We start from the raw sequence: 24,176 nt of genomic DNA on the forward strand, positions 1-24,176 counted from the left end.
TAATTCTATTACTGGTAGATGGTAATAAGTACAGAAGGTGGCAAAAGTCATTAGTCATTAGTCATTAATATCTCCCCCTGCCTCCCCTGCTCCCCTTGCCCTTTAAATATTGCTCGTAGGTTAAAAATTAATATCAATTAGCCTAATAAGTGGCACAATTAGAGCCAAAATATACTTTAATTGAGTAAAAAATTAAGTATATACTTATACTGCTGCCGCTTATGTCATCGCCCCTTGAGCGCCCGCTAAAATTTGAAATCAGACTGCCATCCTCCCATCCTCATTTATTAGAAGGACTAGATATATGGCTGCGTTTAGGTTTGATATCCGATGCCCAAGTTAAGCAGCTATGCCAAGAATTCTTGGTGTGTACAGTGGTGTTGCAACCCCAGCCTGAAGCTAAAACAAAGGTAGCGTTTGTCACTTCCGAAACCGTACAGCAGTTGCCTGTAGCAGCTTTAAAATCTAGTAGCCGTAGACAACCGCAGCAACAACCAGCAAAACCCAACTTTATCAGCACAATGTTGCAGTCTTTGGGGGCAGAACTGAGTGTGCGTTGGCTACTTTTTTTAGGGGTATTCTTGGTAGTTGTGTCCTCTGGGGTACTGGCTGCGAGTCAGTGGGAGAGGTTTCCGGCTTCTGGACAGTATGGAGTTTTATTTGCTTATACTTTGATTTTCTGGGGATTAAGCTTTTGGGCAATTAGGCAAAGCAACCTTAGATTGACGGCTCAGACATTGCTGATTGTCACCCTTTTGTTAGTGCCAGTGAACTTTTGGGCAATGGATAGCTTTCGATTGTGGCAAAATCCTTTGGATTGGATTGTAGTTGCGATCGCCTGTCCTACTCTCACTGCTATAACTGTTTTACTCTCTAAAAATCGCAGTATTTTTCCCAATTTACTTACCGGCAAATTACCTCTAATAAATATTCTGGGGCTGAGTTATCTGCATTGGGGTTGGCAATTACCAGGATTTCCCTTAATTGCCGTTTATGTGGCAATGATCGGCACAACTATTATTACCGTTTATCACAATTACCAACAGCCTAATGCTATCAGTGAAGAAGATCGGCGCGATGTCTACGACGGGCTACGCCTACGCCGCCGATCAAGTATTAGTTTGGCTGCCACTGTAATTATTTATGCTTTGATAGTGCTGCTAGTGCGGGCAATTTTTGTTGTCCGAGTAGATGTCACGCAGTTGGGGTTAGCTATTGGTATTTGCGGGTGGCTAGTAACTTGGTTAGCACAGGAGGGGAGGAAGAGGGCAGGGGGCAGGGGGCAGGGGGCAGGGGGAGCAGGGGAGGTAACAGTAATATCTCCCTCATCTCCTGTATTCCCTTCATCCTTGTTACTTTGGGAAAGATTGGGCGGTACTCTACTCTTCTTGGGTTGGCTGGTTTCGGTAGTAAATTATCCTTGGCAAGGAATAGCTGTAAGTGGTTTGGGTTTGTGGTTTGTGGGAAGTCGTCTGCGGCAGTACAGTTTAAAGGTAGATTTTGCAGCAGTTTTCGTTATTGGGTTGCAGACGATTTGGTTAGGTTGGCGATTAGTACCTGATAGCTTACAGAAATTAGCGATCGCAATTGGTACTCAACTTACTAATTCTCAAAATCAACCTTGGGCGTTGCTGGGTGTAGCTTTATTTCCGTACATAATTTTGATGGTGGCGCTCACAGATAACCTACATCGCACCGAAAAGCAAGAATTGGCTAAATTTGGCGAACTGCTTACCCTCTTATTTGGAGCTTTTTTAACAACGATCGCTATAGTAAATCCGGCATTGCGATCGCTAAATCTGCTATTTTCTACCATCACTCTTACATTCGTCACTCAACGCCGATCCCCTGCATCCCTTCCCCTGATATATTTAACTCACATCATCGGAGTGCTGACTTTTTGCTTTACCATTAATTGGTTATTACCAACCCTGAATCAACAAGTCTGGGCAAGTATTTTATTAGCTCTGATGGTTGCAGAATGGGTATTTAGCCTAAGCGAAGGATTATGGCGACGTAGTGCATGGGACATTGGTTTAGGATTAGCCGCCGCTAGTTTTTTCTTATTGTGGATGAATGCAGAATCATCTTGGTATGGCATAGCTAATGGACAAGCTCATTGGGGAGTCTTATGGCTAGTTACGCCTATAGCTCTCACGGGTATTGCCAATGTCACAATTATAGAGCGTCGCCTTACTAGCCGTTACTTAAGTGTATTAGCTGTGGGAGTTGCCCAGTTACTAACTTTACAGCTACCAGAAACCAGATTAATCGGTTTGGCCGTGGGAACGGGATTGATGTTCGCAAATACGCGCTATTTGCGAAACCAAATATCTGCGGTAATTACAGAAGGATTTCTTCTGAGTTTCATTGTGGCGCTGTTATGGGTAGGTGTACCTGGCTTACCTCGCCTCGCGCTACCAGGTTGGTTTGTCGTCGGAGCGATCGCAATCCTAATTCTATGGTTAACGCGGACAGTTTTGAACCAACGCGGTAACGAATTAGCAGTTATATATGCGGCCGCCAGTGATAAATGGGCGATCGCCTTGTGTGGTTTTGAGTTGTTTGGTTTAACGGTACACTCAATACTAATTTACTCAGGGTTTATTACTTCTGGATTTTTGTACTTAGTTGCCACTGCAATCACCTTGGTAGCCATTGTTTATCGCAGTTGGCGAGAACCGACAAATTGGGCATTTTATGGCATCGGTTGGTCTTTGGAATTGTTGACTGCCCAAGGGCTGGGATTTGGGGAACGATCAATAGTTAAGATTGCGATTGCAAATATTGCTTTAGGTTTAACCGCTCAACTTGTCGGCGAGTGGTGGCGGCGACGACATCAATTAGAAAGGCTTCCTAGCAGTTTTCACATTTTGCCATTAATTTATGCTGCATTCAGTGTATTGCTGCGTGTGAACACCTTCACCGAATGGACTGGTTTGTATTCCTTGGGTGTAGCTTTAATTATCATTGGCGTGGGGCGACGCCGCGAAGACTTTAAACCCCTGCTGTACTTAGGAATTATTGGCGTATCAATTTCTGCTTATGAACTTTTGTTCTATCAAATGTCACAAGCTTCAGGAGGAGCATTAGGTGATGGATTGATTGCCATGTCAGCCCTTGGCGCAAGTATTATGTATGCTTACCGCATCCTGTCGCCTTGGTTGGTAAGCTACTTACGGCTGACTCCTCAAGAATTGAAAGGAATTGCCCATATTCACTGGGCTTGGAGTAGCTGTTTATTAATGGCTGCGATTCCTCTTCCCATTGGAGTTAACCGTTTAGTGGGATTGGGAACAGGGGTATTTTTGATTCGTTATGCCATCTTTCAAGGACGAAATTCGCCTATTTCCCCTAGCATTTTTGGAGGAATCACAATAGCCGAAATGTGGGTTTACCTTGGCTTATTAGAGGTAGCCGGGATGAGGGTTTATTGGCGGGAGACAGCAGTGGGAAAATTTTGGGCTGGGCCATTAGTTCCTTGGAACGGTGCGATCGCCTGTGTGGTAGCCTATTTTCTGTACATCTTACCTTGGGAAAATTGGGGTTGGTCTAAAAGACCTTGGCAGCAAGCGGCCTACATCATACCATTGATAATTCTATGGGAAACCAGGCTGCGAACTTACCCCATTACCTTGCTACTTGCAGCTGGATTTTACATCTTCCTTGCAAAGGTGGGTGAAAACATCCGTTTTACATATATTAGTGTGGCGTTGATTGATTGGGCGCTTTACCGTTGGTTTGATTCCTTACGCCTGACTGATGCTTTGTGGTATGTAGCAACCATTGGGTTATCACTGCTTTATGTTGCTCAAGTAGATACCCAACTGAAGCTACCAGAGTATAAAGTCGCTCGTCATATTCTGAGATTGCTAGGTAGTGGTTTAATTTGTGGGTGGGCAATTTTATTTAATCAAAATGCAGCCTGGATACCTGGAATTTTCAGCCTCATCGCCATTTTTGCCGGATTAGCTTTGCGAGTGAGGGCTTTTCTCTACATTGGTACAGCCACTTTTTTAATCACTACAATCTATCAATCAGTCATTTTTAGTTTGCAGTACTCCTTTTTAAAATGGGTTGTTGGCTTGCTAGTTGGTATCCTCCTGATTTATATCGCCGCTAACTTTGAAACCCGTCGCGCTCAAATAACTTCCTTAATTCGTAGCGCCATTGATGAATTTCAATCATGGGAATAGGGGTTTATATTAAGCTAAGGGTTGAACTAATTAGACAGGCGATCACCCAAATTCAAGATATCTGTAAAATTAAAAAAGAGCGATGGCATAGAAGTATAAAACAATGACACGAATTCCATTAACAGAAGCTCAACTTCGTTTACCCGAACTGATTGCAAGTCTGCAACCCGGTGAAGAAGTGGAGATTTTTTCCGGCGATGTCTACGACGGGCTACGCCTACGCACTGTCGCCAGACTGATTGGCGAACGCCAATCACCCCGGAAACCTCGCCAGCCTGGTAGTGCAATTGGAACCCTAACCATTCTATCCGAAGATGAAACGCACTTGGAAGACTTTCACGACTATATGCCATGAAGTTTCTGCTCGATACTCAGGCATTCCTCTGGTTTGTACTCAAGGATCGCGCCCTTAGTTAAGTCGCCTCTGATTTGATTGTCGATCCCTTAAATGATATCTTGCTCAGTCCTGCTTCCTATTGGGAAATTGCCATCAAAGTTAGTATTGGTAAGTATCAAATTCCTGGAAATTTTGAAACATGGATGGAGCATCAAATCCAAGTTAATGAATTGGAAATATTACCGATTAAAGTTGCTCATGCAGCCGTGATCGTGACTCTGCCCTTTCATCATAAAGATCCTTTTGATCGGCTTTTGGTTGCCCAAGCACTCACAGAAAAGATCCCGATCATTAGCGTGGATGCAGCGCTAGACAATTATCCAGTCACTCGTTATTGGTAAGTATAAGAACCTGCGATCAACCGCAGTCCGGTCGCACTGTTAACCTACCTTACGATTATGAGCGATCGCGTGTGTGGTAGCCTATTTTCTCTATATTCTGCCTTGGGAAAGTTGGGGTTGGTCTAAAAGACCTTGGCAGCAAGCCGCCTATATCATACCACTGATAATTTTATGGGAAACTAGACTGCAAACTTACCCCATTACCTTGCTACTCGCAGCTGGATAACAAAGAACCAAAAATCAAGGTTTTCAAGCACATTTACAAAAATAAGTAGGGATTTTTAGAATAGTGGGGTAGGTTTATGAAAAGATAGTTAGATAAGGAAAGCGCTGAGTTAGCAGCGCAGTTAGGAAATTGGTAGGTCTATACAATAGTGCTATTATGAGGCAACTAACTGTATAGATTGATCAAAAAGTAGGAGTTAACAGTAATAGCTTCTATTACTGTTAACGTACCTTACGATCAGGAGCGATCGCGCTTCACCTTATCTACTTTTCTTAGCAGGCGGACGATTGACTCGTATCAGTTTTCCAAACAAAGATTCTTCAGCCGCAATTGCCTTATGAATCCGGGTGGCTAATCGCTGCCGATCCAAATCCTCTGTGCAAACAATGATACCTGCATGATCTGGACTCATGCGATGCAAGCGGATAAAATCATCTCGATTTACTGTCAACACAGCCCGCCCCTGAATCGTCGCCAATACAAGCACTTGGTCATCAGGAATTTTTTGGTTGGCTTGCCCTGCTTCTTGTACCGTCAGCACATCGTGACCGAATTGACGCAGTAGCCCCGTAACCACTTTGGGAAACCCTTCATCAGCATAAAGCAATACCACCCTTAAGCCGCCTCTTGCCGTGCAATCGCTGCTTCAATTTCTTCAGGATAAACCTCTGCATACAGCCATGCATTTACCAAATCAGCAGCAGTTAGCGTCGGGTAATCTTCTAACAAATAGGCTTCACTTGCCCCTTGATGGCGCAGGCTTACCAACAGCCAAACCGGAATCCGAGTCTGCCGAATACAGGCATCGCCCCCCATCACCCCTGGTGTTTTCTCAATGCCAATCAACCCATTGCCCAGACTCGCCGCCAAAATCTGAATTGCCTGTGCCTTTTCTTCCAAAGACAGGGCTAAAAGTTGAGGTTGTAGCTCTTTGAGTGTCATTGTGGGTATCAAGCTGAATACTTGAGATGACGATTGTTCTCCATTATAGGTAAGAACCAATCCGTAACTCATGCGTAAATCCTAATAAAATTCGTTAGTATCCATCAAAAAATATTGCTCCAGGGTTGACGTTTCGGTGTTTCGCGCAGTCTGTAGCAACTTCCGCCTTGCCTGCAAGAACTTCTGTCTTCATGTTTCGGTGTTTCGCGCAGTCTGTAGCAACTTCCGCCTTCTCTGTAAGAACTTCTGTCTTCACGTTTCGGTGTTTCGCGCAGTCTGTAGCAACTTCCGTCTTCTCTGCAAGAACTTCTGTCTTCACGTTTCAGTGTTTCGCGCAGTCTGTAGCAACTTCCGTCTTCTCTGTAAGAACTTCCGTTTTTCCTCTAGCGACTTCTCCTTTAACTCAGTGCTAAGTCATGAGTCGTGAGTAAAGAGCAACTGCGGTTATAAAAGGGAGAAGGGGAATAAAAATTGCTGAAATTACTCAAATTTTAGTTTTCTGAAGAAAAATCAACAATTTTACGCAGGACAACCGTGTAAAAAATTGTCCACTATAGAATTACTAAAAATTTAGGTTATTTTTCAGGTGAAGGAGTATTAATTATGGCAAGGCACAAACGCGATTCACGTATTCTTAGCAAAGCTGAGATGCGCTTGGCAAGTATTAAATCTATCAGTCTTACTCTAGATGTAGGAGATAATTTAACGGCTAAAGATTATACAAACAAAATTGCCAGTCTCCGTCAATCTTTGGAAGCCTACAACACCACTCTCTCTACTATTGATATTTTATTAACCCAAATCACCGAAAATGAAAGAGATTTGGCAGACTATTCTGAAAAGATTTTGCTTGGTGTTGCTCATAAGTTTGGTAAAAATAGCTATGAGTATCAGATGGCTGGTGGTACTCGTAAAAGCGATCGCAAGCGTGCTGTACGCCAAGGTGTTGTTTTGACTACCAGCTAACACCAAGACTCTTGAAAAGTCAAAGTTAAGAAGATGAGGGAGATAAAGAAAATTAAGAAGATAGGGAATACAAAGATTTTACCCACTCCCATTCCTGTATCAAACCTTCTCTCAAGGAAACTTGCGGCTGATATCCAAGAATTTTCTTTGCTTTAGATACATCAGCCGCCGTGTGGCGCGCGTCTCCCATCGCTTTTTCTATGTGGTTTCTTTTAATTGATTTCCCAACAATTTCTTCAATCGTATCCAAGACTTCTGCTAAAATTACCCTGCTACCGCCACCGATATTAAAGATTTCTCCCACTGCTTCAGGTGTGGAGGCGGCAGCTAAATTGGCGGCGATGACATCACTAACAAACGTAAACTCTCGCGTTTGCTGTCCATCGCCGTAAATAGGAATCGCCTCATCCTGCAAAATCGATTTAAAGAACTTATGAAATGCCATATCTGGGCGCTGTTTGGGGCCATATACGGTAAAATAGCGCAACGTCACACAGGGGACGCCAAAGTTTTTGTGATATAGTTCACATAAAAACTCCGCAGCTAGTTTCGTAATGCCGTAAGGAGAAACTGGTTTAGGACAAATTCCCTCATGGGTAGGTAACGTTTCTGCATCACCATATATACTAGATGAAGACGCAAACACTAACCTTTTCAGGTGTTTAGCATCCTTAGCTGCTTCTAGCAAAACTTGTGTAGCGTTAATATTTCGTTCTGTATAACCTCGAAAAGCTTTACCCCAACTTGCTCTAACACCTGCTTGCGCCGCTTGATGGTAAACTATATCAACATCTTTTAGGAGTTTTTGCCAATCTAAAAACTGCATATCTCCTTCAATTAATGTAAAGCCAGGTAACTGATGTAAATGTGCAATATTTTTACGTTTTAACATCGGATCGTAGTAATCATTGAATTCATCAATCCCAATCACTTCTTCTCCTTGTTGCAGCAATGTTTCTACAAAATGAGAGCCAATAAAGCCAGCAGCTCCAGTAACAATAATTTTAGCCATGTTGTCTATTTTTCGATATTTTAATTATTTTCTATATTCACAGATTCATAATTGTAATCAATAATCGTCATTACTTGAAGATGATTTTTTACTCAATTATTTAAATTGTTAAAAAACTATCATAAATACTTACAGCAGAATTCAGAATTCAGAATTCAGAATTCAGACGTAAAACACTCTTTATACCAGGGTAAGAGATTTAGCTTGTGTACCTCACCAATTTTAAATCTGCTGTAAATATTGTAATTATATTGGAAAAGTTTCAATGTTATTTAATCCCTCTTTTGCCACTCTGGGGAAATAAAAATTGGGGCTAAATGATGAAACCTAGATTTAGTGAGAAGATTAGCGATCGCAAGCTTATAGAAACCTTCAAAGAAAGCTCTACGTTAAAATCCTATCTGGGCAAGGGTTACAAATTATTCTCTACTGAAAGTGACAAAAGAGGGATAAGTCTTATTTCTTCTCTGTTCTTTGACTTCCCGTTACGATGCACAAAACCGTGTCTCTTCTTAATTGCTTTAAAAAGCTCCTTCAAATCTTCTGTAAATTCTATATCAAAAGTGTGTTTGTACATTGGTTTAACCTTTTCTAGGTTATGCCACACTTGTGATGAGAGATATTTCTTAACTTCATCATTAATCTTATCAACCTTAACAAATAACTCATTTAAAGAGAATTTATATTTTGCAAACTCTGGATTCGACTCAACAAATTTTCTAATTAGTACACGCTCCTTTAGAAGGGTATTAATAAAAGCATCTGATAAAAAAGTCTCTAAAGCGGTAATCACATTGATATAGAGCAATCTAAACAAACATTGCTGTACCTCATCCTTATCAAGTGTTATCATCTGATGTAAAGGTTGTAATATGTTGGCAGTTACTTCAGCGTGAAGTAAAGCTTCAATTTTTTCTAAATCTTTTTGGAAGGTTTTATGAAAATCAGTACTTGATAGAATTATTGAAGAATAGTATTCATCATAATCATTAAGTCATTTATTGTTAAGGCAGGCATAAAGCCTGCCCATGTAATCCTAGTCTATCCCTTCAATTCGGTCTTCAACCTCTTGGTACAACTCGCGCAGACGATCTAAATTATCCTCGCTAGTCTCCCAATAACCGCGTCCATTCACTTCCAACAAAGTTGATACAATCTTGCGGAAAGAATGGGGATTAAGGTTCAACAACCGTTTCTGCATTTCTTCATCTTTAATGAAGGTTTCGTTAGTATCCTCATAAATCCAGTTATCCACAGCGCCGGCTGTCGCACTCCAACCTGTTGTATTCACCAACCGCTTGGAGAGTTCGCGCACACCTTCGTAACCGTGAGACAGCATCCCCTCGTACCACTTGGGATTTAATAATTTGGTACGCGCATCCAAACGCACGGTTTCTGATAATGTCCGCACTTGGGCGTTAGCTGTAGTTGTATCTGCAATATAAGATGCTGGTTTTTTACCATCACCCCGCAGACTTGCCACTAGCTTAGTGGGATCTGAATCAAAGTAATGAGAAACGTCCGTTAAGCTAATCTCGGAAGAATCCAAATTTTGGAAGGTTGCATCAGCAGTTTTTAATGTGCTTTCAAAAATCTGCCGCGATTCATCCATGATTCCGGGGTTATCGGAATTGAAGGAGAAGGATTTCCGGTTGAGATACATTTCCTGCAACTCGGCTTCGCTATCCCAAGTGCTGTTTTCTACCGCCAAGTTGATATTTGACGAGTAGGAACCAGAAGCATTGGAGAAAACGCGCGTCGCTGCTTGACGCAGATTAATCCCCATATCTTCAGCTTGCTGCAAAGCGTGTTTGCGAACAAAGTTCATTTCTAAGGGTTCATCCGCCTCAGCTGCCATCTTCACCCCTTGATCTAGCAGGTTCATTTGGTTGATGAACAAGTCGCGGAATACACCAGAACAGTTGATTACCACATCAATTCTGGGGCGTCCCAACTCTTCTAGAGATATCAATTCCAACTTGTTCACCCGTCCCAAGGCATCGGGAACTGGACGCACACCCACCATCCACATAATTTGCGCTAGGGATTCACCGTAAGTTTTGATATTATCGGTTCCCCAAAGGACGCAGGCGATGGTTTCTGGCCATTTTCCTTCGTTTTCTGCCTTGTTACGTGCCAAAAGCCTATCTACAACGATTTTGGCTGATTGGACTGCTGCTGTTGTGGGGATGGATTGCGGATCTAAAGCATGGATATTCTTACCTGTGGGCAATACATCCGGGTTGCGGATGGGATCGCCACCAGGGCCGGGTAGGATGTATTCACCTTCCAAGCCTCTGAGTAATGCCCCTAGTTCGTTGTCGGCACAAACTTGTTGCAGGCAGAATTCTAAATATTCAAACAGGGGTTTTAGGGCTGCGCTATCAACTTTGGGATAACCTGCTTTATGCAATGATTCCACCCAAGGTTCTTTTTTACCCATGTTGAAGAAATTCAACCGGGAAACTAGAGAAACTCGACCTTCAGCGTCAATTTGCTCATGCACAAGGGCGGTAACTGCTGCACGGGTTGCTAAGGTGATATCTTGCAATAACTGGACATCTTGTAAAATGCCTCGATCGCTATTTTGGTAAATATCGTCAATTTTACGCCCAATGCTGTTAGCAATAATTCCCGGCAAGCCTTGAATTCCTTCTTCTTGACGATCTAGACTAGCAATGTTGACGAGAGTTGCGATCGCTTCTTCTGCACTTGGCGGTTTCCCAATGACGTGCAAACCACAAGGCAGCAACCGCGACTCGATTTCCATCAACTTGCGGTAGACGTTGCCAACAATATTATCGCGATCGTCAGTACTCATGTCTCTGGCATCGGTTTCTGGCAGGTTAATATCCTTATCCAGATTCACGATCCGGCATTTATCCATGATGCTGTTGACAATCGAAACACCGCGTCCACTATCTTTCAAGGTTTGGTAGGAAGCAATTAATTCGCTGAGTTCCTTCAAACCTTTATACAAACCAGCATTTTCTGCCGGCGGTGTCAAGTAAGAAATTGTTTCGGCATAACTCCGACGTTTGGCAATTGTCGCTTCACTCGGATTATTAGCTGCGTAGTAATACAAGTTGGGAATTGAGCCAATCAAGTTATCTGGATAACAATCACCAGACATCCCCATCTGTTTACCTGGCATGAATTCCAAGGAACCGTGTGTACCAAAGTGCAGTACAGCATCAGCTTTCCAAACTTGCTCTAGGTAAGTGTAGTAAGCAGCAAAACCGTGGTGAGGACTAGCTGAACGGGAGAACAACAGCCGCATCGGATCGCCTTCGTAACCAAATGTTGGTTGGACACCGATGAAGAGGTTACCGAATTGCTTACCATAAATTAGCAGGTTTTGCCCATCGCTGTTGAGATGTCCGGGAGGTGGGCCCCAGTTTTCCTCTAGGCGTTGAGAGTAAGGGGTAAGTGCCTCATACTCAGGAACCGACATTTTGTAAGCAACGTTCAGTTCTGGGCTATTGTACTGCGCTTGAGCGTCATGGATGACTTCTTGCATCAACGCTTCGGCGGATTCTGGCAATTCTGGTAAGTCGTAGCCGTTATTCTTAAGGGCTTTCATCACCTCGTAGATTGAGCCGAATACATCCAAGTAAGCGGCGGTTCCCACGTTGCCTTTATCTGGCGGGAAACTGAAAACGGTGATGGCGACTTTTTTCTCCAGCTTCGGTTTGCGGCGGAGGTTAGCCCATTTTAAAGCGCGTTCGGCTACAGCTTCAACCCGATCGCGTAGTGCGATCGCTTTGCCTGTAGTCCCATCTCTACCTGATAAAATTATCGGCTCAATTGCGCCATCCAATTCAGGAATTGCAATTTGCAAAGCTACTTGAATAGGATGCAAGCCTAAATCGCTATCCATCCACTCTTCTGTGGTTTGGAATACTAAGGGTAACGCCACCATATAAGGGCGGTTTAAGCGTTTGAGTGCCTCAATTGCCTTGGGATGGTCTTGTCTGGCTGGGCCACCGACTAAAGCAAAACCAGTCAGCGATATCACTGCATCTACCAACTGTGTGTTGGTATTTGGTTCATAGAAGTAGGCTTCCACAGGCTTGGAGAAATCCAAACCGCCAGCAAACACAGGTAATACCCGTGCGCCTAGTGCTTCCAACTCCTGCACCATTGCTACATAATGGGCATCATCCCCTGTAACTAGGTGAGTACGTTGCAATACTAAGCCGACACAGGGAGCTAAAGGATCTTTGAGATCGCTAGAAATATCCTTACGAGCTGTGTACCAATTAAGGTACTCTCTGACATCTTCAAACATACTGGGAGCCAAAGGATGCCAAATCCCTAAATCGGGATAAACCACAGGCTGTTCGTATGTAGAAGGTGCAAAATTTTGTTTGTCTAAACCTTTAAATACGTATTTATCAGCTAGCATCAGCAAGAAGTTTTCCAGATTTTCTGGAGAACCACCTAGCCAATACTGAAAACTGAGCATGAAATTTCGGGCATCCTGTGCTTTATCCATTGGTAAAAACTTCAGCACTTGCGGCAGGGTTCGCAAAAGCTTCAGCATCCCATCTTGGAATCCCGCACCGGATTTTTCTTTGCGTTTCCGCATGAATTGCGCGATCGCACTTTTTGACTGACCCAACTGTGCCAAAGAAAAGCTGCCCATTTTACTCAGGCGCATTACTTCTGGCATCGAGGGAAAGACAACAGAAACGTCTAGATGATCGCGGTGTGGTTCTACTGCTGCTACTACTTTCTGTGCTAAGTCTTCGATAAAAATGAGGGAAGCGATGAAGATATTCGCACTCTCAATTTCTCGTTTGAACTCCTCATAGTTCTCTGGGTCGCGGAGTTCCTCAATCAAGTACCCACTGATTTCAATCGCCAAGTTGGGATTGTTCGCGTTAATCGTGCGAACCGCTTGCGACAAAGCACTCTGGTACTGGGACTCAAGCACGACATAGACCACCTTGATTAAATTACGTCCGCGTAAGTTATCAGGCGCAATGTGTCTAATGGTGGACTTGACGTGTGTGAACATGCTTCTTTGGCTCCTTTGATGCGTGTTCTCTGAAGGAAGTTACTAGCGGCATCATCAGCCACAGGTAACTTTGTGATTTTTAGGCAATATGTGTTTTTTATCAGAAAACGCTTGCCCAGTGGGCATTTTATCGTGTATCTGATACAAATCGATATAAAAAACGAAATATTTCTTTGTAATTGTTGACTATCTTTAAAAGTACCCACTCACTTGTTTGTAAATTTTTTGTAATACTTATTTTTAATAGTTAAATAACTATTTAGCGATTTTAAGTCATTTAAAAAATTAAAGTCTGATGAAAAGTTAGAAAATGGGCGAAATATTTATGAATGGCTCGATGATGCGGGGTATAAGAATCAGTCGATAAAGGTTTCAGGCTTAGATTTATCGCCTGATAAAGCAGCTGTTAATATAACTAATATAAATATTTAAAATAGTAAGATAGTATTTTTGATTAGTATGAAAATTCCAACTTCTCAATATTTAGATTTTTTGGAAGATGAATTAAATAATTTAAAATTTAGATAATTGTAAAAGCAATTAATATTAATTTTCTGCCTCAGTCAGACCATGCTTGATAAGCAAACAGGGTAAAAATGAACTATAAAATTTCTCGCCATGCACAGATAGAGATGGAGCGAAGAAATATACCTCAAGCTTTAGTTGAATCTGTTCTTAATGCTCCTGGGCAAGTAGTCTCAGAAAAGGAAGGCAGAAAAGTCTACCAGTCAAAAATTGACTTTGGTAGTGGGAAAACATTCTTGCTGCGCGTTATCGTAGTAGATGATATTGACCCAGCAGTTGTAATAACCGTATATAAAACTAGTAAGATTGAAAAATACTGGAGAGAAATATGAAAATTACCTATAACCCAGAAGTAGATATATTAAGAATTATATTGAGTGATGTACCTATAGAGGATAGTGACGAAGAAAAGCCAGGGGTAATTTTAGATTACGATGAAGACGGAAATATTATCGGGCTAGAAATATTAGATGCTTCCAAAAGAATCGATAATCCACGTTCCCTAGAGTATTCGATTTCTACATAATTGATATGTATTGTATTAGATTACAGCTTTTCTTGCCCTTTAAGCGATCGCGAACTTGCTGAATGTACGATTAACTAATGACTCACGTAGATATTCTCATCCTTTCAAATGGCCCAGGTGAAGTAACAACTTGGGTGCGTCCAGTAGTCAAGGCGTTGCGGCAAGAACTAGGGAATGACCCTTCTTTAATAAGGATTTCTGTGGTATTATCGCCTTGCTCAAATGCTAGTGGTAAAGAAGCTGCGATCGCTCTTTCTTACCCAGAAGTAGATAGAGTACAGCCAGCAGAGCATTTTTGGCAATTTTTGCTTTGGGGTAAAACATTTGATAATTGGGACTGGAGAAGTCACGGTGTAGTTGTTTTCCTCGGTGGCGATCAAATTTTCCCCGTAGTCATAGGCAAAAAACTCGGATATCGCACAGTAGTTTACGCTGAATGGTCAGCCCGTTGGCATAACTGGATTGATCGCTTTGGCGTAATGAAAGCTGAAGTTGCTGCGGGTGTCCCCCAGAAATATGCTCACAAATTCACCGTTGTCGGTGATTTGATGGTAGAAACACAAGAACAAGTCAAAACTGCCTACTCCCTACTCCCTACTCCCCACTCTCCAATCATTGGTTTACTCCCTGGTTCAAAAGCTGCAAAATTAGCCCAAGGAGTACCATTAGGTCTAGGCATTGCTGAATACGTTCATGCAAAAAGACCTCAAACTAAATTTGTGATTCCTCTAGCCCCAACTTTGGATTTACAAACTTTAGCTAGTTTTGCCGATCCCCAAAAGAACCCTATTGCTGAAACATTTGGCTTTGGCGGCGCTTCTTTAGTTGTCCCAAAGGATGCTACAGTCAAGGCATTTCTCAAAACAACAACAGGCTTAACTGTGGAACTGTGGCAAGAAAACCCTGCATATCACTTATTATCCCAGTGCTGTCTCTGCTTGACTACGGTGGGGGCAAACACTGCCGAACTCGGTGCTTTAGGAATGCCAATGATTGTTTTGCTGCCAACACAGCAACTTGATGCCATGCGTGCTTGGGATGGTTTACCTGGTTTGTTGGCAAATCTGCCAGTGGTAGGTACGCCCTTTACCAATGTGATTAATTGGTTATTCCTAAGATTTGTGAGACGCAAAGGTTTATTAGCATGGCCAAATATCTGGGCACAGGAAGAGATAGTGCCAGAACTTATGGGTAAACTTCAACCGCAAGAAATTGGGGAAATGGTTTTAGACTTATTAGCCCATCCAGAAAAATTGGCTCATATCCGCGCCAAACTCCGTAATATTCGTGGTGAAAGCGGTGCAGCCCAGAAGATAGCACAGATTGTTGGTGAGGAAATTGGGAAGTAGGGGGAGTGGGGAACAATTCAAAATTATTCCTTCACTTTCTTCTCTACCTAATCGGAAGATTCTCCATCCCTGCGCCCAAGTTCATAAATGCCAGCGCCCATACAAGCTAATATACCTGTACTAATTCCCCAACTTTCACCTAAACTAATTTCCAAAACCCAGTTACATAAAGCACCAACTACCAAAAAAGGCACAATGCTAAATAATGAAGCGTAGAAAGAGTTTTGGGATTCTCTGGCTTTACGAGTCTTTTCAAATTCTGACTGGCTGGTATAAAGCGATCGCTCGGCAAAGTTAAACCAGCGATTAAGTTGCTCGATTACCCATTCATTGACTCTTGATAAACCTAGATATAGGGCCAATGACCACAAACTCGCTCCGGCGATCGCGATCGTGTCTAACTCAAAGCGGAAAGGCAAAATTTCAGTCAGCATTGCTTATGGGAGTCCTGCAAAGGGTTGACTTTAGCTTTTAGTAGATGCTAAATAAACCTCTTGTGCAATTTTAAGCATAAAGGTTAACCAGATTTCAACTACTTGGCAAATTTCCTGCTCTTCTAAGCTAGTAGTCTTTCAGTTGTATAAGGTTGCAGTGTGTTATTTGTCATAGCAAAATCGAGAAACAGCCGCATCCTTAGTATATCAATCCAGATTTTGTAGCCCCATCGCAATCTTACTATGCTTCTCAATTTGCCCCATGACTTGTTTTGCTCGTTGAATAACTACGGCTGGTAAACCCGCCAATCTTCCCGCCTCAATCCCATAAGACTTATCAGCGCCTCCCGGTTGAACTTGATGCAAAAAGATAATTTGGTCGGGTAATTCTTTCACTGTCACTTGATAGTTAGCCACATTCGGCAAAATGCTTGCCAATTCATTCAACTCATGATAATGAGTAGCAAAAATCGTTCGCGCCCGAATATCCACTGCTATATATTCTGCCACCGCCCAAGCTATGGAAAGACCATCAAATGTTGCCGTTCCCCGACCAATTTCATCTAATAACACCAGCGACCTAGATGTGGCATGGTTGAGAATATTCGCCGTTTCATTCATCTCCACCATGAACGTAGATTGACCAGTTGCAAGATCATCTACTGCACCTACACGGGTGAAAATGCGATCGCATATTCCCAATCTGGCAAACCTAGCTGGTACAAAGCTACCAATCTGCGCCATTAACTGAATTAATCCCACCTGACGCAAATAACAACTTTTGCCACTCGCATTTGGCCCGGTGAGGATAATCAAATCGGGATTGTCATTTGTAATTTGTTCTTGGTCATCTGCTAATGACACATGACTAATGACTAATGATTCTTCACCTAATTGAGTCGAATTTGGCACAAAGAACCCCGGAGGTAAAGACTGTTCAACCACCGGATGACGGCCATCAACAATATTTATCTCCCTTCCTGACAACATTTCTGGACGACAGTAACCTTGATGCACTGCTAACTCAGCCAAACCACACAACACATCCGCCGCCGCCACTGCACGAGACAGATTGCGAATCACTTCCGCCTCTTGTGCTACCTCTTCCCGCAACGCCGTAAAAATCTCATATTCCAACTGATTTAAATCATCCCGCGCTGTGAGAATCCGTGCTTCCCGTTCTTTCAAATCTGGGGTGATGTAACGTTCCTCATTCGTCAGGGTTTGCTTACGGATATAATTAGCGGGTACTTGGTCAGCTTTGGTGCGGGAAATACTGATATAATAACCAAAGGTTTTGTTAAATCCTACCTTCAGAGTGGAAATACCCGTTTTAGCTCTCTCATCAACTTCTAAATTGGCAATCCATTGCTGATCCGCTTCTACAGTTGCCTTCCTTTCGTCCAATAGGGAATTTACACTAGGGCGAATCAATCCGCCTTCTTTGATTAGTATGGGTGGCGACTCGACAAGATGGGCGTGTAACTTTTGTGCTAATTCTTCCAACACAGTTGGGACTTTCTGCAAAGCTTTGAGGAATGGAGAACGCGCTTGGGTTACCAAGCTGGATAATTCTGGTAAGCGTGAGAGGGAATCTGCCAAAGCTACTAAATCTCTAGCATTAGCTGTACCAGAACCCGCCCTGCCTGTGAGGCGTTCTAGGTCATAAATTTGGCGTAACAACTGCCGCAAATCTTGACGTAGGGGCGTATTTTCCATCAATTCTTCGATGGTATCTTGCCGCGCCCGAATGCCTTTAATATCGAGTAGGGGTTGCAACAACCACCGCCGCAGAGCACGCCCGCCCATCGCTGTACTAGTTTTATCTAACGCCCAGAGTAGGGAACCGTGAAAAGTGCCATCCCGGACGGTTTGGGTAATTTCCAGGTTACGGCGGGTTTGATTGTCAACAATTAGGTAGTCGGTGACAGTGTAGCTGCGGAGCCTTTGAAGGGTAACGGGGTTTTCTTTTTGAGTATCTTCCAGGTACTCCAGAAGACCGCCAGCTGCACGAACGGCAAGGGGAAGATGATCGCAACCGAGTCCTTCGAGCGATCGCACCTTAAATTTCTGCAATAATCTAGGTCTAGCTTCGCCTTGGGAAAAAGGTACTTGCGATCGCAAACTATAGCAAAATGATGGTGGCAAACACTGGGGGAGATGTGGCGAAGTTTCTCCGGGACGCAGCAAACTACCTAAATCAGGCGCATTTGTCGGAACCAACACCTCGGATGGTTGCAAGCGCATTAATTCCTGTGTCAAATGTTCTAAATCACTACCTTGAGTTGTGAGAAATTCCCCTGTGGAGATGTCTGCATAAGCTAAACCCCAATGATTTGCGGCAATTACTACTGCTGCTAGGTAATTATTGCGACTTGATTTGAGCATTCCCTCTTCTAGCAAAGTACCGGGGGTAAGAATGCGCGTTACTTCGCGTCGTACCAATCTACCAGCAGCTTCAGAAGCATCTTCCACTTGGTCGCAAATTACGACTGCATAGCCTTTTTCTACCAGCAGCGTCGCGTAGCGTTCCCAAGCATGGTGCGGAACACCAGACATCGCCACTCGCCCCTGTTCCCCAGCTTGTTTGCTAGTGAGAACTAATTCCAATTCTTGCGCTAGTTTTACAGCATCTTGGAAATAGCATTCAAAGAAATCTCCAACTCGATACAGCAATACCGCGTGAGGATATTTATCCTTCGTCTCGACATAATGCAAGTACATTTGACTTAGCTTACTGCGATCCACCTGTTGATGGTCAGAAATAAAAGTACTTGCATCGGGCTTGGTAGATGGAGTTTCAGAGTGAGAGGCGGTCATAGATGCTATCGAGTTACGCACGGAAATTCCACAATATCCGATGATAACGTGATGTTATGGGCAAAGGGCGATCGCTCAAGGATATTTTACCTTTTTGTTCGACTGCTACGACGTGTAGGTGGCTGTGGCGGAGGTGGTTACTGAGATTTTAGCTTGTCATCATCAGTCAAAAATTCTACATGGAAACCCTTTTGGTGATAGTGCCAACCCAAGATGACAATACTAGCATCACCCATAGAAGTCTTTTCTACAGCTTGATTGGGGAATTTAGCTGCTAATTCTTTTAATCCTTCTTCCTCCCAAAGAACAATTTGCTCACGGAACTTAGCCCAAGGCGTGGTTTCATCAGCTGCATAAGTTATGATTTCGGCAAATTTATGACCTGCTATACGTTTACTTTCTGAATTTACTGTTTTAGCTTGTGCAATGTGATTACCTGTTTCTATAACAGCAGCTAAAGGTAGTACCAGCGTTGTTAATTTTACGATTTCTGCCTCAATTTTCTGATTTACACGCTGATAATGCCAATCATTATTACCAGCAGTTTCTCTACCTGGAACTTGTAACCAAACGCATAAAAGCGAGGTATCGATGAGTAGCACCTTTCTCATATTAGTAACTATTCATTATGAGAAAGGCTTCTTTCAATTGCACCCTTAGTTGTCATATCACCTAAAGAATATGATGCAAATAGCTTAGAAAAATTATCAATATCTTCTAAAAGAGTAAGCTTGGTTTCTCCAGTTTCTTTATCGCGGTGTGCGACAACCACAAAAGGAACTATTTCTGGACCTAAAGCATCAAGTAAAGCTGGGTTATGGGTAGTCAGTAAAATATCAATTTTTCTTTTGCTGCCAATTTCCCTTAGTATTCTTACTAGCAATTCCGCACGCGAAGGATGAAGTCCATTATCTATTTATTCAATTACTAGCTGACTGCCTTCTGGCCGTGTAAATAATGCTGTGAGAATCGCTAGAAAACGTAAAGTTCCATCTGACATACTTCTAGCATCAATCTCTGTAATATGACCAGGTTTCCATTCTTCTTGACAATAGAGCATGGCATCAGTACGAAACCTACCTACTTTTTGCGCCCATACTTTTTGTATATCACCTTCTGGTAGCTCTTTAATGTAGTTTGATAGAGATGCTTCAACTTCCGCTTTCTGTTTTTTAGATAATGCTGCTAGTACACCAGCTATATTCGAGGCATCAGTTTCTAGCTTTTCACTAATTGGTGAGTAAGAGCGCATTTTAGAGGGAATAAGATTTAGAATAAAAATACTCTTAATATAATGATAAAAGTCATAGATAATTTTTTTTTGCATCTCATGGGAATTAAAATTTCCCTCAACAAACATAATATTAGTCAGGTATGTTTGTTATTTGTAAAAATTGCAAAGCTTCAACTACATTAGACTTACCACTCGCATTTGTACCAATCAGAACAGTCAACGGGTCAAGTGGAAGCTCCGCATAACGGAAACTTTTCCAGTTTTCTAAGATGAGTTGCTTAAGCATGATCAACTCCAAAACTCTATCTACTTAAATTTAGCTCCTACCAGTGGCGATCGCACAAGCATTCTTACCCCTTTGGTGCGATCGCTCCAGTGGATAAATTATCCAAAAATTTAAACATTATAAATAGAGTTAGCATAAATAGCCATCTGCAATCGGTTACGCAAATTGAGGGGCAGATTAAACTTTGATCGTCCACCAGTAACAGGCGAATCATGTGAAGTGCAACTTTACCTAGGTAACAACTATTTAATCTACTAACGTAAAGTGCATAATTTCTAATTCTTGTTTAGATATATTTACCTACTATTGAATACTTACTCATTTGCCTGGTGATCGCAATGGCAATTCAACATTTCTGCTTACAACCATAACCGTGCTCAGTTTCCAGGTGGAAGTAACCTTCTAAGGCTGCAACTCGTTCTTGCATCCCTGTGATTCCAAATCCAGTCCTTTTTTCGTTGACAGCGACTCCCTTACCATTATCCTCAACTAGAAGGTTTACAGTGTGATTAGTAGCGACAACCTGAATTTTGACTTCTGTGGCTTGTGCATATTTACAAATATTGGTCAAGAAAGCAACTGCGGATAACCACAATCAGATACAGCGTGGGTAAGATATGGAGATATCCCAATACTGTGCCGCTAAAAATCAAAATAATTGCGATCGCAGTATAAAGCACTTTCACCCAGGCATGACCGCCTGGTAATCTCAGACCCATTAAACCAAGCAACACCAAGATCAGCACATGTTGAACTGGTATACTTCGGTGTTTTAGACCTTCAATTACAGCGAGTGAACCGCAGCAGGTGAGCATCACCCATTCGGTGTAGAGCAAAAAGCGAAAAGGATTGGGGCGGATGGGAAGTAACAGACTCATAGAAGTAGCTGGATGCAAGGCTTTCTTTAATTAATACTCTCAACCGTATCTTTAGCACCACAGCAAGCCAGATGTTTACAACTTTCGTTGTAACAGATGTTTTGATTTATGACGAAAGTTATAGACATATTTACTTAGCAGACAACAAAAGTCAGAAAAAATTTATCTAATTAGTTGTGCTGCGATTCGAGACGTTTTTCAGATGTATACTTTTTGTAGAATCTCTAGGATAAATGCAGTTCACAAAACACAAATTTGCAATTGTAAAGGATAACAGCTATGGCGAATATTGTTGGAAATGACGCTAATAACATCTTGTCTGGTAAAGCCTCCAATGACTTTATTGATGGCAAGGGAGGAAATGACTTTCTCTACGGAAACGCGGGTAATGACACTCTTGAAGGCAGGAATGGAAACGATAACCTTTACGGCCGCACGGGCAATGACGTTTTAAGAGGCGGTAATGGCAGTGATTTCTTAGACGGTGGTACTGGTGTTGATATACTAACGGGCGGATCTGGTCAAGATACTTTTGGCTATTATGATCCCCCATTTGCTAACGGTTCCCCAATGCCAAGTCCCAACGGTATTAGAGTGTTGAATCAGCCAGATAGAATTACCGACTACCAAATCGGTGTAGATAATTTCGTCTTTGAAACTGGGAAACTCGGACTTGATTTTGGTGCCCAGGTTAAATACGCAGAAGGGGTTAGCTCTAAACTATCGGGTAATGCCAATGTATTGGTCTTGTTCGATGCATTTCCAAATGCTGCTGCTGCTGCTAAAGCCATTGCTGATAACAATAAGATTACATCTGATGAAGGGTTATTTGTCTATTGCAACTCTACACTTGGCTTTTCAAGATTAGTGTATTCTAATGACTTAGATGACGGCGGCTCGATTAGTGTTTTGGCTAATCTGACCAATCTCACAAGCACGTCTAACCAACCTAAGTTTTCGCCCCAAGACTTCTCTTTTATCACCCTTGCTTAACATGAATTTACAATTTTAAAGGTAGAGATGTAAAGCATAGCCTTTACGCTGATAAAGGTAATGATATTTTAAGAGGCGGTAATGGCGACGATTTCTTAGATGGTGGTCTTGGTGTTGATACATTCACGGGGGGAGCTAGTAAAGATACTTTCAATTACGCAGATGCCATCTTTCCTAATAGCTTTCCAACACGAGGCAAAAAATATAAAAGCCAATTAGATAGAGTAATAATTCAGGTTTTTACTCTATCTAACTGGCTATATTTCACTCAGTTTTTGATGATTTATTTTTCTGGTGGTAAATCTACACTGTAAACAATTTTCCCTACCAAGTTACGCAGTGTTACTGTCATCACTTTTGTATTTCCATTAATTTTAACTCCTCCAAAGAATTGCAAACCTTCACTTGGAGGTCGATTTGCTTTCGTACCTGGAGGAAGGCTTTGAAATATTAATTGTGGGCCAAAGGTATTTTCTAATTCGTTTGGCCCAAATGTGCCAGAGTTAAGAGGCCCAGCGACGAACTCCCAAAAAGGCTTAAAGTCGTTAAACTGTGCTTTAGCCGGGTTGTAATAGTGGGCTGCTGCATAATGTACATCAGCAGTTAACCAAACAACATTCTGGATATTCTTATTTTTGATAAATCGTAGTAAATCAGCAATTTCTAATTCTCTTCCTAAAGCTGGGCCATCTCCGTTAGCCCAAGCTTCAAAGTCCGTGCTACCGTCTCGAATTATCAGTCCCAGAGGCATATCACTAGCAATCACTTTCCATGTTGCTTTTGATGATAACAATTGCCTTTTTAGCCATTGTATTTGTGTTCTGCCCAACATTTCTGTTTCTTTACTTGATACTGGCTGACGGTTAGGTGTGTTTGGCCCCCGATAGGTGCGCTCATCTAGCATGAAAATGTCTAACAATGGGCCATAGTTGAAGGAGCGATAAATTTTCGCTTTATCTGGCTCATTTGTTTCATACCCAATAGGCAAATATTCTAAAAATGCTTGCCTTCCCCTTTCTGCTAGCAAGTTAACATCCTTAACTGTGTAGCGGTCATCGTTCAGGAGAAATTCTCCAGGATACCAATTATTTGTGGTTTCGTGGTCGTCCCACTGTGCCAATATCGGAACTTCAGCGTTGAAACGTTTGATGTTTTGATCCAGTAAATTGTAGATATAGTTACCACGATATTCTGTGAGAGTTTCTGCTACTTTGGATTTTTCTGGTGTAGTGATGTTTTTCCAAATAGTGCCGTCGTCTAAAGTTACTTCTGATTGAATAGGGCCATCGGCATAAATATTATCGCCAGAATGAATAAAAAAGTCGGGATGAAGTTGGCGCATAGTTTCGTAAATTTTCATCCCACCGAAATCAGGATTAATCCCCCATCCTTGACCAGCAGTGTCACCACCCCACACAAAGAATATATCTCGCCCAGATTTGGGGGGAGTGCGGAAAGTGCCTTTGACAGCAGCGCTGTAAGTGCCTTTATAGTCTAAATCTTGGAAAATTACCCGATAAAATAATTGTTGGTCTGGAGGTAAGTTCCTCAGATAAAGTCGTGCTGTAAAGTCGCTATTTTTTAAAGCATTGGGGCCTACAACTCGCCGGACATTTTTAAAAGATTCGCTGGTAGAATATTCTACGATCATTTTGGCGGGGCGATCGCTGCGACTCCAAATCACAATGCTATCTTTGGAAATATCTCCGCTAGCTACACCATAAGGTATAGCAGGACGCATTTTGTCAGAGGTGATAATTGCAGGCCCTTGGGCAAAAACTTGTGATTTTGATACAAGATTTGTGGCAATAATTCCACCTGCTGTGATAGTTGAACGCAGCAAAAACTGGCGGCGGTTTAGTCGTGATGGCCGATTAGATTCCATGATAAATAATGCCAAACTTAAGAAGTATTACAGGATAAGTGTTTAGCACATTCTGTTATTCCAGCAAGTAAAGATTGGGTTATGCAAGGGTTAATAAAAAATTATTTTTTTAATGAGCGGTTTTTTATTCTATCTTGAAAATA

The 24,176-nt window shown here is 42.2% G+C and carries 23 protein-coding genes and 1 pseudogene; 10 read left to right on the top strand and 14 right to left on the bottom strand.

Annotation, left to right across the window (positions count from 1 at the left end):
• The first annotated feature begins 221 nt into the window (after window positions 1-221).
• The 3 genes from LC608_RS26535 (at window position 222) to LC608_RS26545 (ending at window position 4,934) form a co-directional block, all read left to right on the top strand.
• Complete coding sequence (locus tag LC608_RS26535; protein WP_229556431.1) at window positions 222-4,196, top strand: DUF2157 domain-containing protein; 3,975 nt, start codon at window positions 222-224, stop codon at window positions 4,194-4,196.
• A gap of 103 nt (window positions 4,197-4,299) precedes the next feature.
• Window positions 4,300-4,551: a type II toxin-antitoxin system Phd/YefM family antitoxin gene (locus LC608_RS26540; protein WP_229556432.1), complete on the top strand. Its 252-nt coding sequence runs from the start codon at window positions 4,300-4,302 to the stop codon at window positions 4,549-4,551.
• A gap of 74 nt (window positions 4,552-4,625) precedes the next feature.
• The gene (locus LC608_RS26545) at window positions 4,626-4,934 is read left to right on the top strand and encodes a type II toxin-antitoxin system VapC family toxin (RefSeq protein ID WP_229556433.1); all 309 of its coding nucleotides are present in this window, start codon (window positions 4,626-4,628) and stop codon (window positions 4,932-4,934) included.
• 485 nt (window positions 4,935-5,419) lie between these two features.
• Here the strand turns inward: LC608_RS26545 and LC608_RS26550 are convergent, their stop codons facing one another.
• The 3 genes from LC608_RS26550 to LC608_RS26560 form a co-directional block, all read right to left on the bottom strand.
• Window positions 5,420-5,773 (bottom strand): DUF5615 family PIN-like protein, encoded by a 354-nt coding sequence (locus LC608_RS26550; RefSeq protein ID WP_229556434.1) that lies wholly within the window; start codon window positions 5,771-5,773, stop codon window positions 5,420-5,422.
• 2 nt (window positions 5,774-5,775) lie between these two features.
• Window positions 5,776-6,102 carry a DUF433 domain-containing protein gene (locus LC608_RS26555; protein WP_229486046.1) on the bottom strand — a complete coding sequence of 109 codons (327 nt, stop codon included), beginning with the start codon at window positions 6,100-6,102 and terminating at the stop codon, window positions 5,776-5,778.
• A 94-nt stretch (window positions 6,103-6,196) separates the two neighbouring features.
• Window positions 6,197-6,421 (bottom strand): hypothetical protein, encoded by a 225-nt coding sequence (locus LC608_RS26560; RefSeq protein ID WP_229556435.1) that lies wholly within the window; start codon window positions 6,419-6,421, stop codon window positions 6,197-6,199.
• A gap of 284 nt (window positions 6,422-6,705) precedes the next feature.
• Between LC608_RS26560 and LC608_RS26565 the strand changes: the two genes are divergently transcribed.
• The gene (locus LC608_RS26565; RefSeq protein ID WP_229556436.1) at window positions 6,706-7,068 is read left to right on the top strand and encodes a hypothetical protein; all 363 of its coding nucleotides are present in this window, start codon (window positions 6,706-6,708) and stop codon (window positions 7,066-7,068) included.
• A gap of 52 nt (window positions 7,069-7,120) precedes the next feature.
• Here the strand turns inward: LC608_RS26565 and LC608_RS26570 are convergent, their stop codons facing one another.
• The 3 genes from LC608_RS26570 to LC608_RS26580 form a co-directional block, all read right to left on the bottom strand.
• On the bottom strand, window positions 7,121-8,080 hold the full coding sequence (locus LC608_RS26570; protein WP_229556437.1) for an NAD-dependent epimerase/dehydratase family protein: 960 nt from the start codon (window positions 8,078-8,080) through the stop codon (window positions 7,121-7,123).
• A gap of 412 nt (window positions 8,081-8,492) precedes the next feature.
• Entirely contained in the window at window positions 8,493-8,933 is a 441-nt protein-coding gene (locus LC608_RS26575) for a hypothetical protein (protein ID WP_229556438.1), read from the bottom strand.
• 183 nt (window positions 8,934-9,116) lie between these two features.
• A complete protein-coding gene (locus tag LC608_RS26580) occupies window positions 9,117-13,103 on the bottom strand; it encodes a magnesium chelatase subunit H (RefSeq protein WP_229556439.1) in 3,987 nt (1,328 codons plus the stop codon).
• A 596-nt stretch (window positions 13,104-13,699) separates the two neighbouring features.
• On the opposite strand from LC608_RS26580, the gene LC608_RS26585 reads away from it, so the two are divergent.
• From LC608_RS26585 to LC608_RS26595, 3 genes are all read left to right on the top strand, one after another.
• Window positions 13,700-13,960 carry a DUF4258 domain-containing protein gene (locus tag LC608_RS26585; RefSeq protein ID WP_229556440.1) on the top strand — a complete coding sequence of 87 codons (261 nt, stop codon included), beginning with the start codon at window positions 13,700-13,702 and terminating at the stop codon, window positions 13,958-13,960.
• Complete coding sequence (locus LC608_RS26590) at window positions 13,957-14,154, top strand: DUF2283 domain-containing protein (protein ID WP_229556441.1); 198 nt, start codon at window positions 13,957-13,959, stop codon at window positions 14,152-14,154. Before LC608_RS26585 ends, LC608_RS26590 begins: the two co-directional genes overlap by 4 nt.
• 77 nt (window positions 14,155-14,231) lie before the next feature.
• Window positions 14,232-15,503 (top strand): lipid-A-disaccharide synthase, encoded by a 1,272-nt coding sequence (locus LC608_RS26595; RefSeq protein ID WP_229556442.1) that lies wholly within the window; start codon window positions 14,232-14,234, stop codon window positions 15,501-15,503.
• Window positions 15,504-15,550: 47 nt separating this feature from the next.
• Here LC608_RS26595 and LC608_RS26600 read toward each other — a convergent pair whose 3' ends face one another.
• From LC608_RS26600 to LC608_RS26625, 5 genes and pseudogenes are all read right to left on the bottom strand, one after another.
• Window positions 15,551-15,937: a hypothetical protein gene (locus tag LC608_RS26600; RefSeq protein ID WP_229556443.1), complete on the bottom strand. Its 387-nt coding sequence runs from the start codon at window positions 15,935-15,937 to the stop codon at window positions 15,551-15,553.
• 207 nt (window positions 15,938-16,144) lie between these two features.
• Window positions 16,145-18,757 (bottom strand): DNA mismatch repair protein MutS, encoded by a 2,613-nt coding sequence (gene mutS, locus LC608_RS26605; protein WP_229556444.1) that lies wholly within the window; start codon window positions 18,755-18,757, stop codon window positions 16,145-16,147.
• Window positions 18,758-18,894: 137 nt separating this feature from the next.
• The gene (locus tag LC608_RS26610) at window positions 18,895-19,368 is read right to left on the bottom strand and encodes a hypothetical protein (protein WP_229556445.1); all 474 of its coding nucleotides are present in this window, start codon (window positions 19,366-19,368) and stop codon (window positions 18,895-18,897) included.
• Between the two features lie 8 nt (window positions 19,369-19,376).
• Window positions 19,377-20,117, bottom strand: a pseudogene (locus LC608_RS37670) (AAA family ATPase).
• A gap of 4 nt (window positions 20,118-20,121) precedes the next feature.
• Window positions 20,122-20,277 (bottom strand): AAA family ATPase, encoded by a 156-nt coding sequence (locus tag LC608_RS26625; RefSeq protein WP_229556448.1) that lies wholly within the window; start codon window positions 20,275-20,277, stop codon window positions 20,122-20,124.
• On the opposite strand from LC608_RS26625, the gene LC608_RS36995 reads away from it, so the two are divergent.
• On the top strand, window positions 20,266-20,391 hold the full coding sequence (locus tag LC608_RS36995) for a hypothetical protein (protein WP_267871217.1): 126 nt from the start codon (window positions 20,266-20,268) through the stop codon (window positions 20,389-20,391). The two genes, LC608_RS26625 and LC608_RS36995, sit on opposite strands and share 12 nt — an antisense overlap.
• A gap of 232 nt (window positions 20,392-20,623) precedes the next feature.
• Here the strand turns inward: LC608_RS36995 and LC608_RS26630 are convergent, their stop codons facing one another.
• Together LC608_RS26630 and LC608_RS26635 are read right to left on the bottom strand one after the other, a co-directional pair.
• Window positions 20,624-20,848, bottom strand: coding sequence for an ATP-binding protein (locus LC608_RS26630; protein ID WP_229556449.1), 225 nt, complete (start codon window positions 20,846-20,848; stop codon window positions 20,624-20,626).
• On the bottom strand, window positions 20,832-21,155 hold the full coding sequence (locus LC608_RS26635) for a hypothetical protein (protein ID WP_229556450.1): 324 nt from the start codon (window positions 21,153-21,155) through the stop codon (window positions 20,832-20,834). Before LC608_RS26635 ends, LC608_RS26630 begins: the two co-directional genes overlap by 17 nt.
• Window positions 21,156-21,434: 279 nt before the next feature.
• On the opposite strand from LC608_RS26635, the gene LC608_RS37000 reads away from it, so the two are divergent.
• Together LC608_RS37000 and LC608_RS37675 are read left to right on the top strand one after the other, a co-directional pair.
• On the top strand, window positions 21,435-22,148 hold the full coding sequence (locus tag LC608_RS37000) for a hypothetical protein (protein WP_308189923.1): 714 nt from the start codon (window positions 21,435-21,437) through the stop codon (window positions 22,146-22,148).
• 5 nt (window positions 22,149-22,153) lie between these two features.
• Entirely contained in the window at window positions 22,154-22,462 is a 309-nt protein-coding gene (locus LC608_RS37675) for a hypothetical protein (protein ID WP_374108460.1), read from the top strand.
• Here the strand turns inward: LC608_RS37675 and LC608_RS26650 are convergent.
• The gene (locus tag LC608_RS26650) at window positions 22,432-24,033 is read right to left on the bottom strand and encodes an alkaline phosphatase (protein WP_229556451.1); all 1,602 of its coding nucleotides are present in this window, start codon (window positions 24,031-24,033) and stop codon (window positions 22,432-22,434) included. The two genes, LC608_RS37675 and LC608_RS26650, sit on opposite strands and share 31 nt — an antisense overlap.
• Window positions 24,034-24,176: the final 143 nt, after the last annotated feature.

The sequence above is a fragment of the Nostoc sp. XA010 genome, assembly GCF_020829625.1.
In the GTDB taxonomy this organism is placed as follows: Bacteria; Cyanobacteriota; Cyanobacteriia; order Cyanobacteriales; family Nostocaceae; genus Nostoc.

Excerpts from the sequence above, each read along its gene's own strand:
- LC608_RS26570 (WP_229556437.1), bottom strand. The coding sequence starts at position 8,080 with ATGGCTAAAATTATTGTTACTGGAGCTGCTGGCTTTATTGGCTCTCAT.
- LC608_RS26590 (WP_229556441.1), top strand. The coding sequence starts at position 13,957 with ATGAAAATTACCTATAACCCAGAAGTAGATATATTAAGAATTATATTG.
- LC608_RS26535 (WP_229556431.1), top strand. The coding sequence starts at position 222 with ATGTCATCGCCCCTTGAGCGCCCGCTAAAATTTGAAATCAGACTGCCA.
- LC608_RS26580 (WP_229556439.1), bottom strand. The coding sequence starts at position 13,103 with ATGTTCACACACGTCAAGTCCACCATTAGACACATTGCGCCTGATAAC.
- LC608_RS26540 (WP_229556432.1), top strand. The coding sequence starts at position 4,300 with ATGACACGAATTCCATTAACAGAAGCTCAACTTCGTTTACCCGAACTG.
- LC608_RS26555 (WP_229486046.1), bottom strand. The coding sequence starts at position 6,102 with ATGACACTCAAAGAGCTACAACCTCAACTTTTAGCCCTGTCTTTGGAA.
- LC608_RS26610 (WP_229556445.1), bottom strand. The coding sequence starts at position 19,368 with ATGAGAAAGGTGCTACTCATCGATACCTCGCTTTTATGCGTTTGGTTA.
- LC608_RS37000 (WP_308189923.1), top strand. The coding sequence starts at position 21,435 with ATGGCGAATATTGTTGGAAATGACGCTAATAACATCTTGTCTGGTAAA.
- LC608_RS26650 (WP_229556451.1), bottom strand. The coding sequence starts at position 24,033 with ATGGAATCTAATCGGCCATCACGACTAAACCGCCGCCAGTTTTTGCTG.
- LC608_RS26565 (WP_229556436.1), top strand. The coding sequence starts at position 6,706 with ATGGCAAGGCACAAACGCGATTCACGTATTCTTAGCAAAGCTGAGATG.
- LC608_RS26585 (WP_229556440.1), top strand. The coding sequence starts at position 13,700 with ATGAACTATAAAATTTCTCGCCATGCACAGATAGAGATGGAGCGAAGA.
- mutS (WP_229556444.1), bottom strand. The coding sequence starts at position 18,757 with ATGACCGCCTCTCACTCTGAAACTCCATCTACCAAGCCCGATGCAAGT.
- LC608_RS26595 (WP_229556442.1), top strand. The coding sequence starts at position 14,232 with ATGACTCACGTAGATATTCTCATCCTTTCAAATGGCCCAGGTGAAGTA.
- LC608_RS26575 (WP_229556438.1), bottom strand. The coding sequence starts at position 8,933 with ATGATAACACTTGATAAGGATGAGGTACAGCAATGTTTGTTTAGATTG.
- LC608_RS26600 (WP_229556443.1), bottom strand. The coding sequence starts at position 15,937 with ATGCTGACTGAAATTTTGCCTTTCCGCTTTGAGTTAGACACGATCGCG.
- LC608_RS26635 (WP_229556450.1), bottom strand. The coding sequence starts at position 21,155 with ATGAGTCTGTTACTTCCCATCCGCCCCAATCCTTTTCGCTTTTTGCTC.
- LC608_RS26625 (WP_229556448.1), bottom strand. The coding sequence starts at position 20,277 with ATGCTTAAGCAACTCATCTTAGAAAACTGGAAAAGTTTCCGTTATGCG.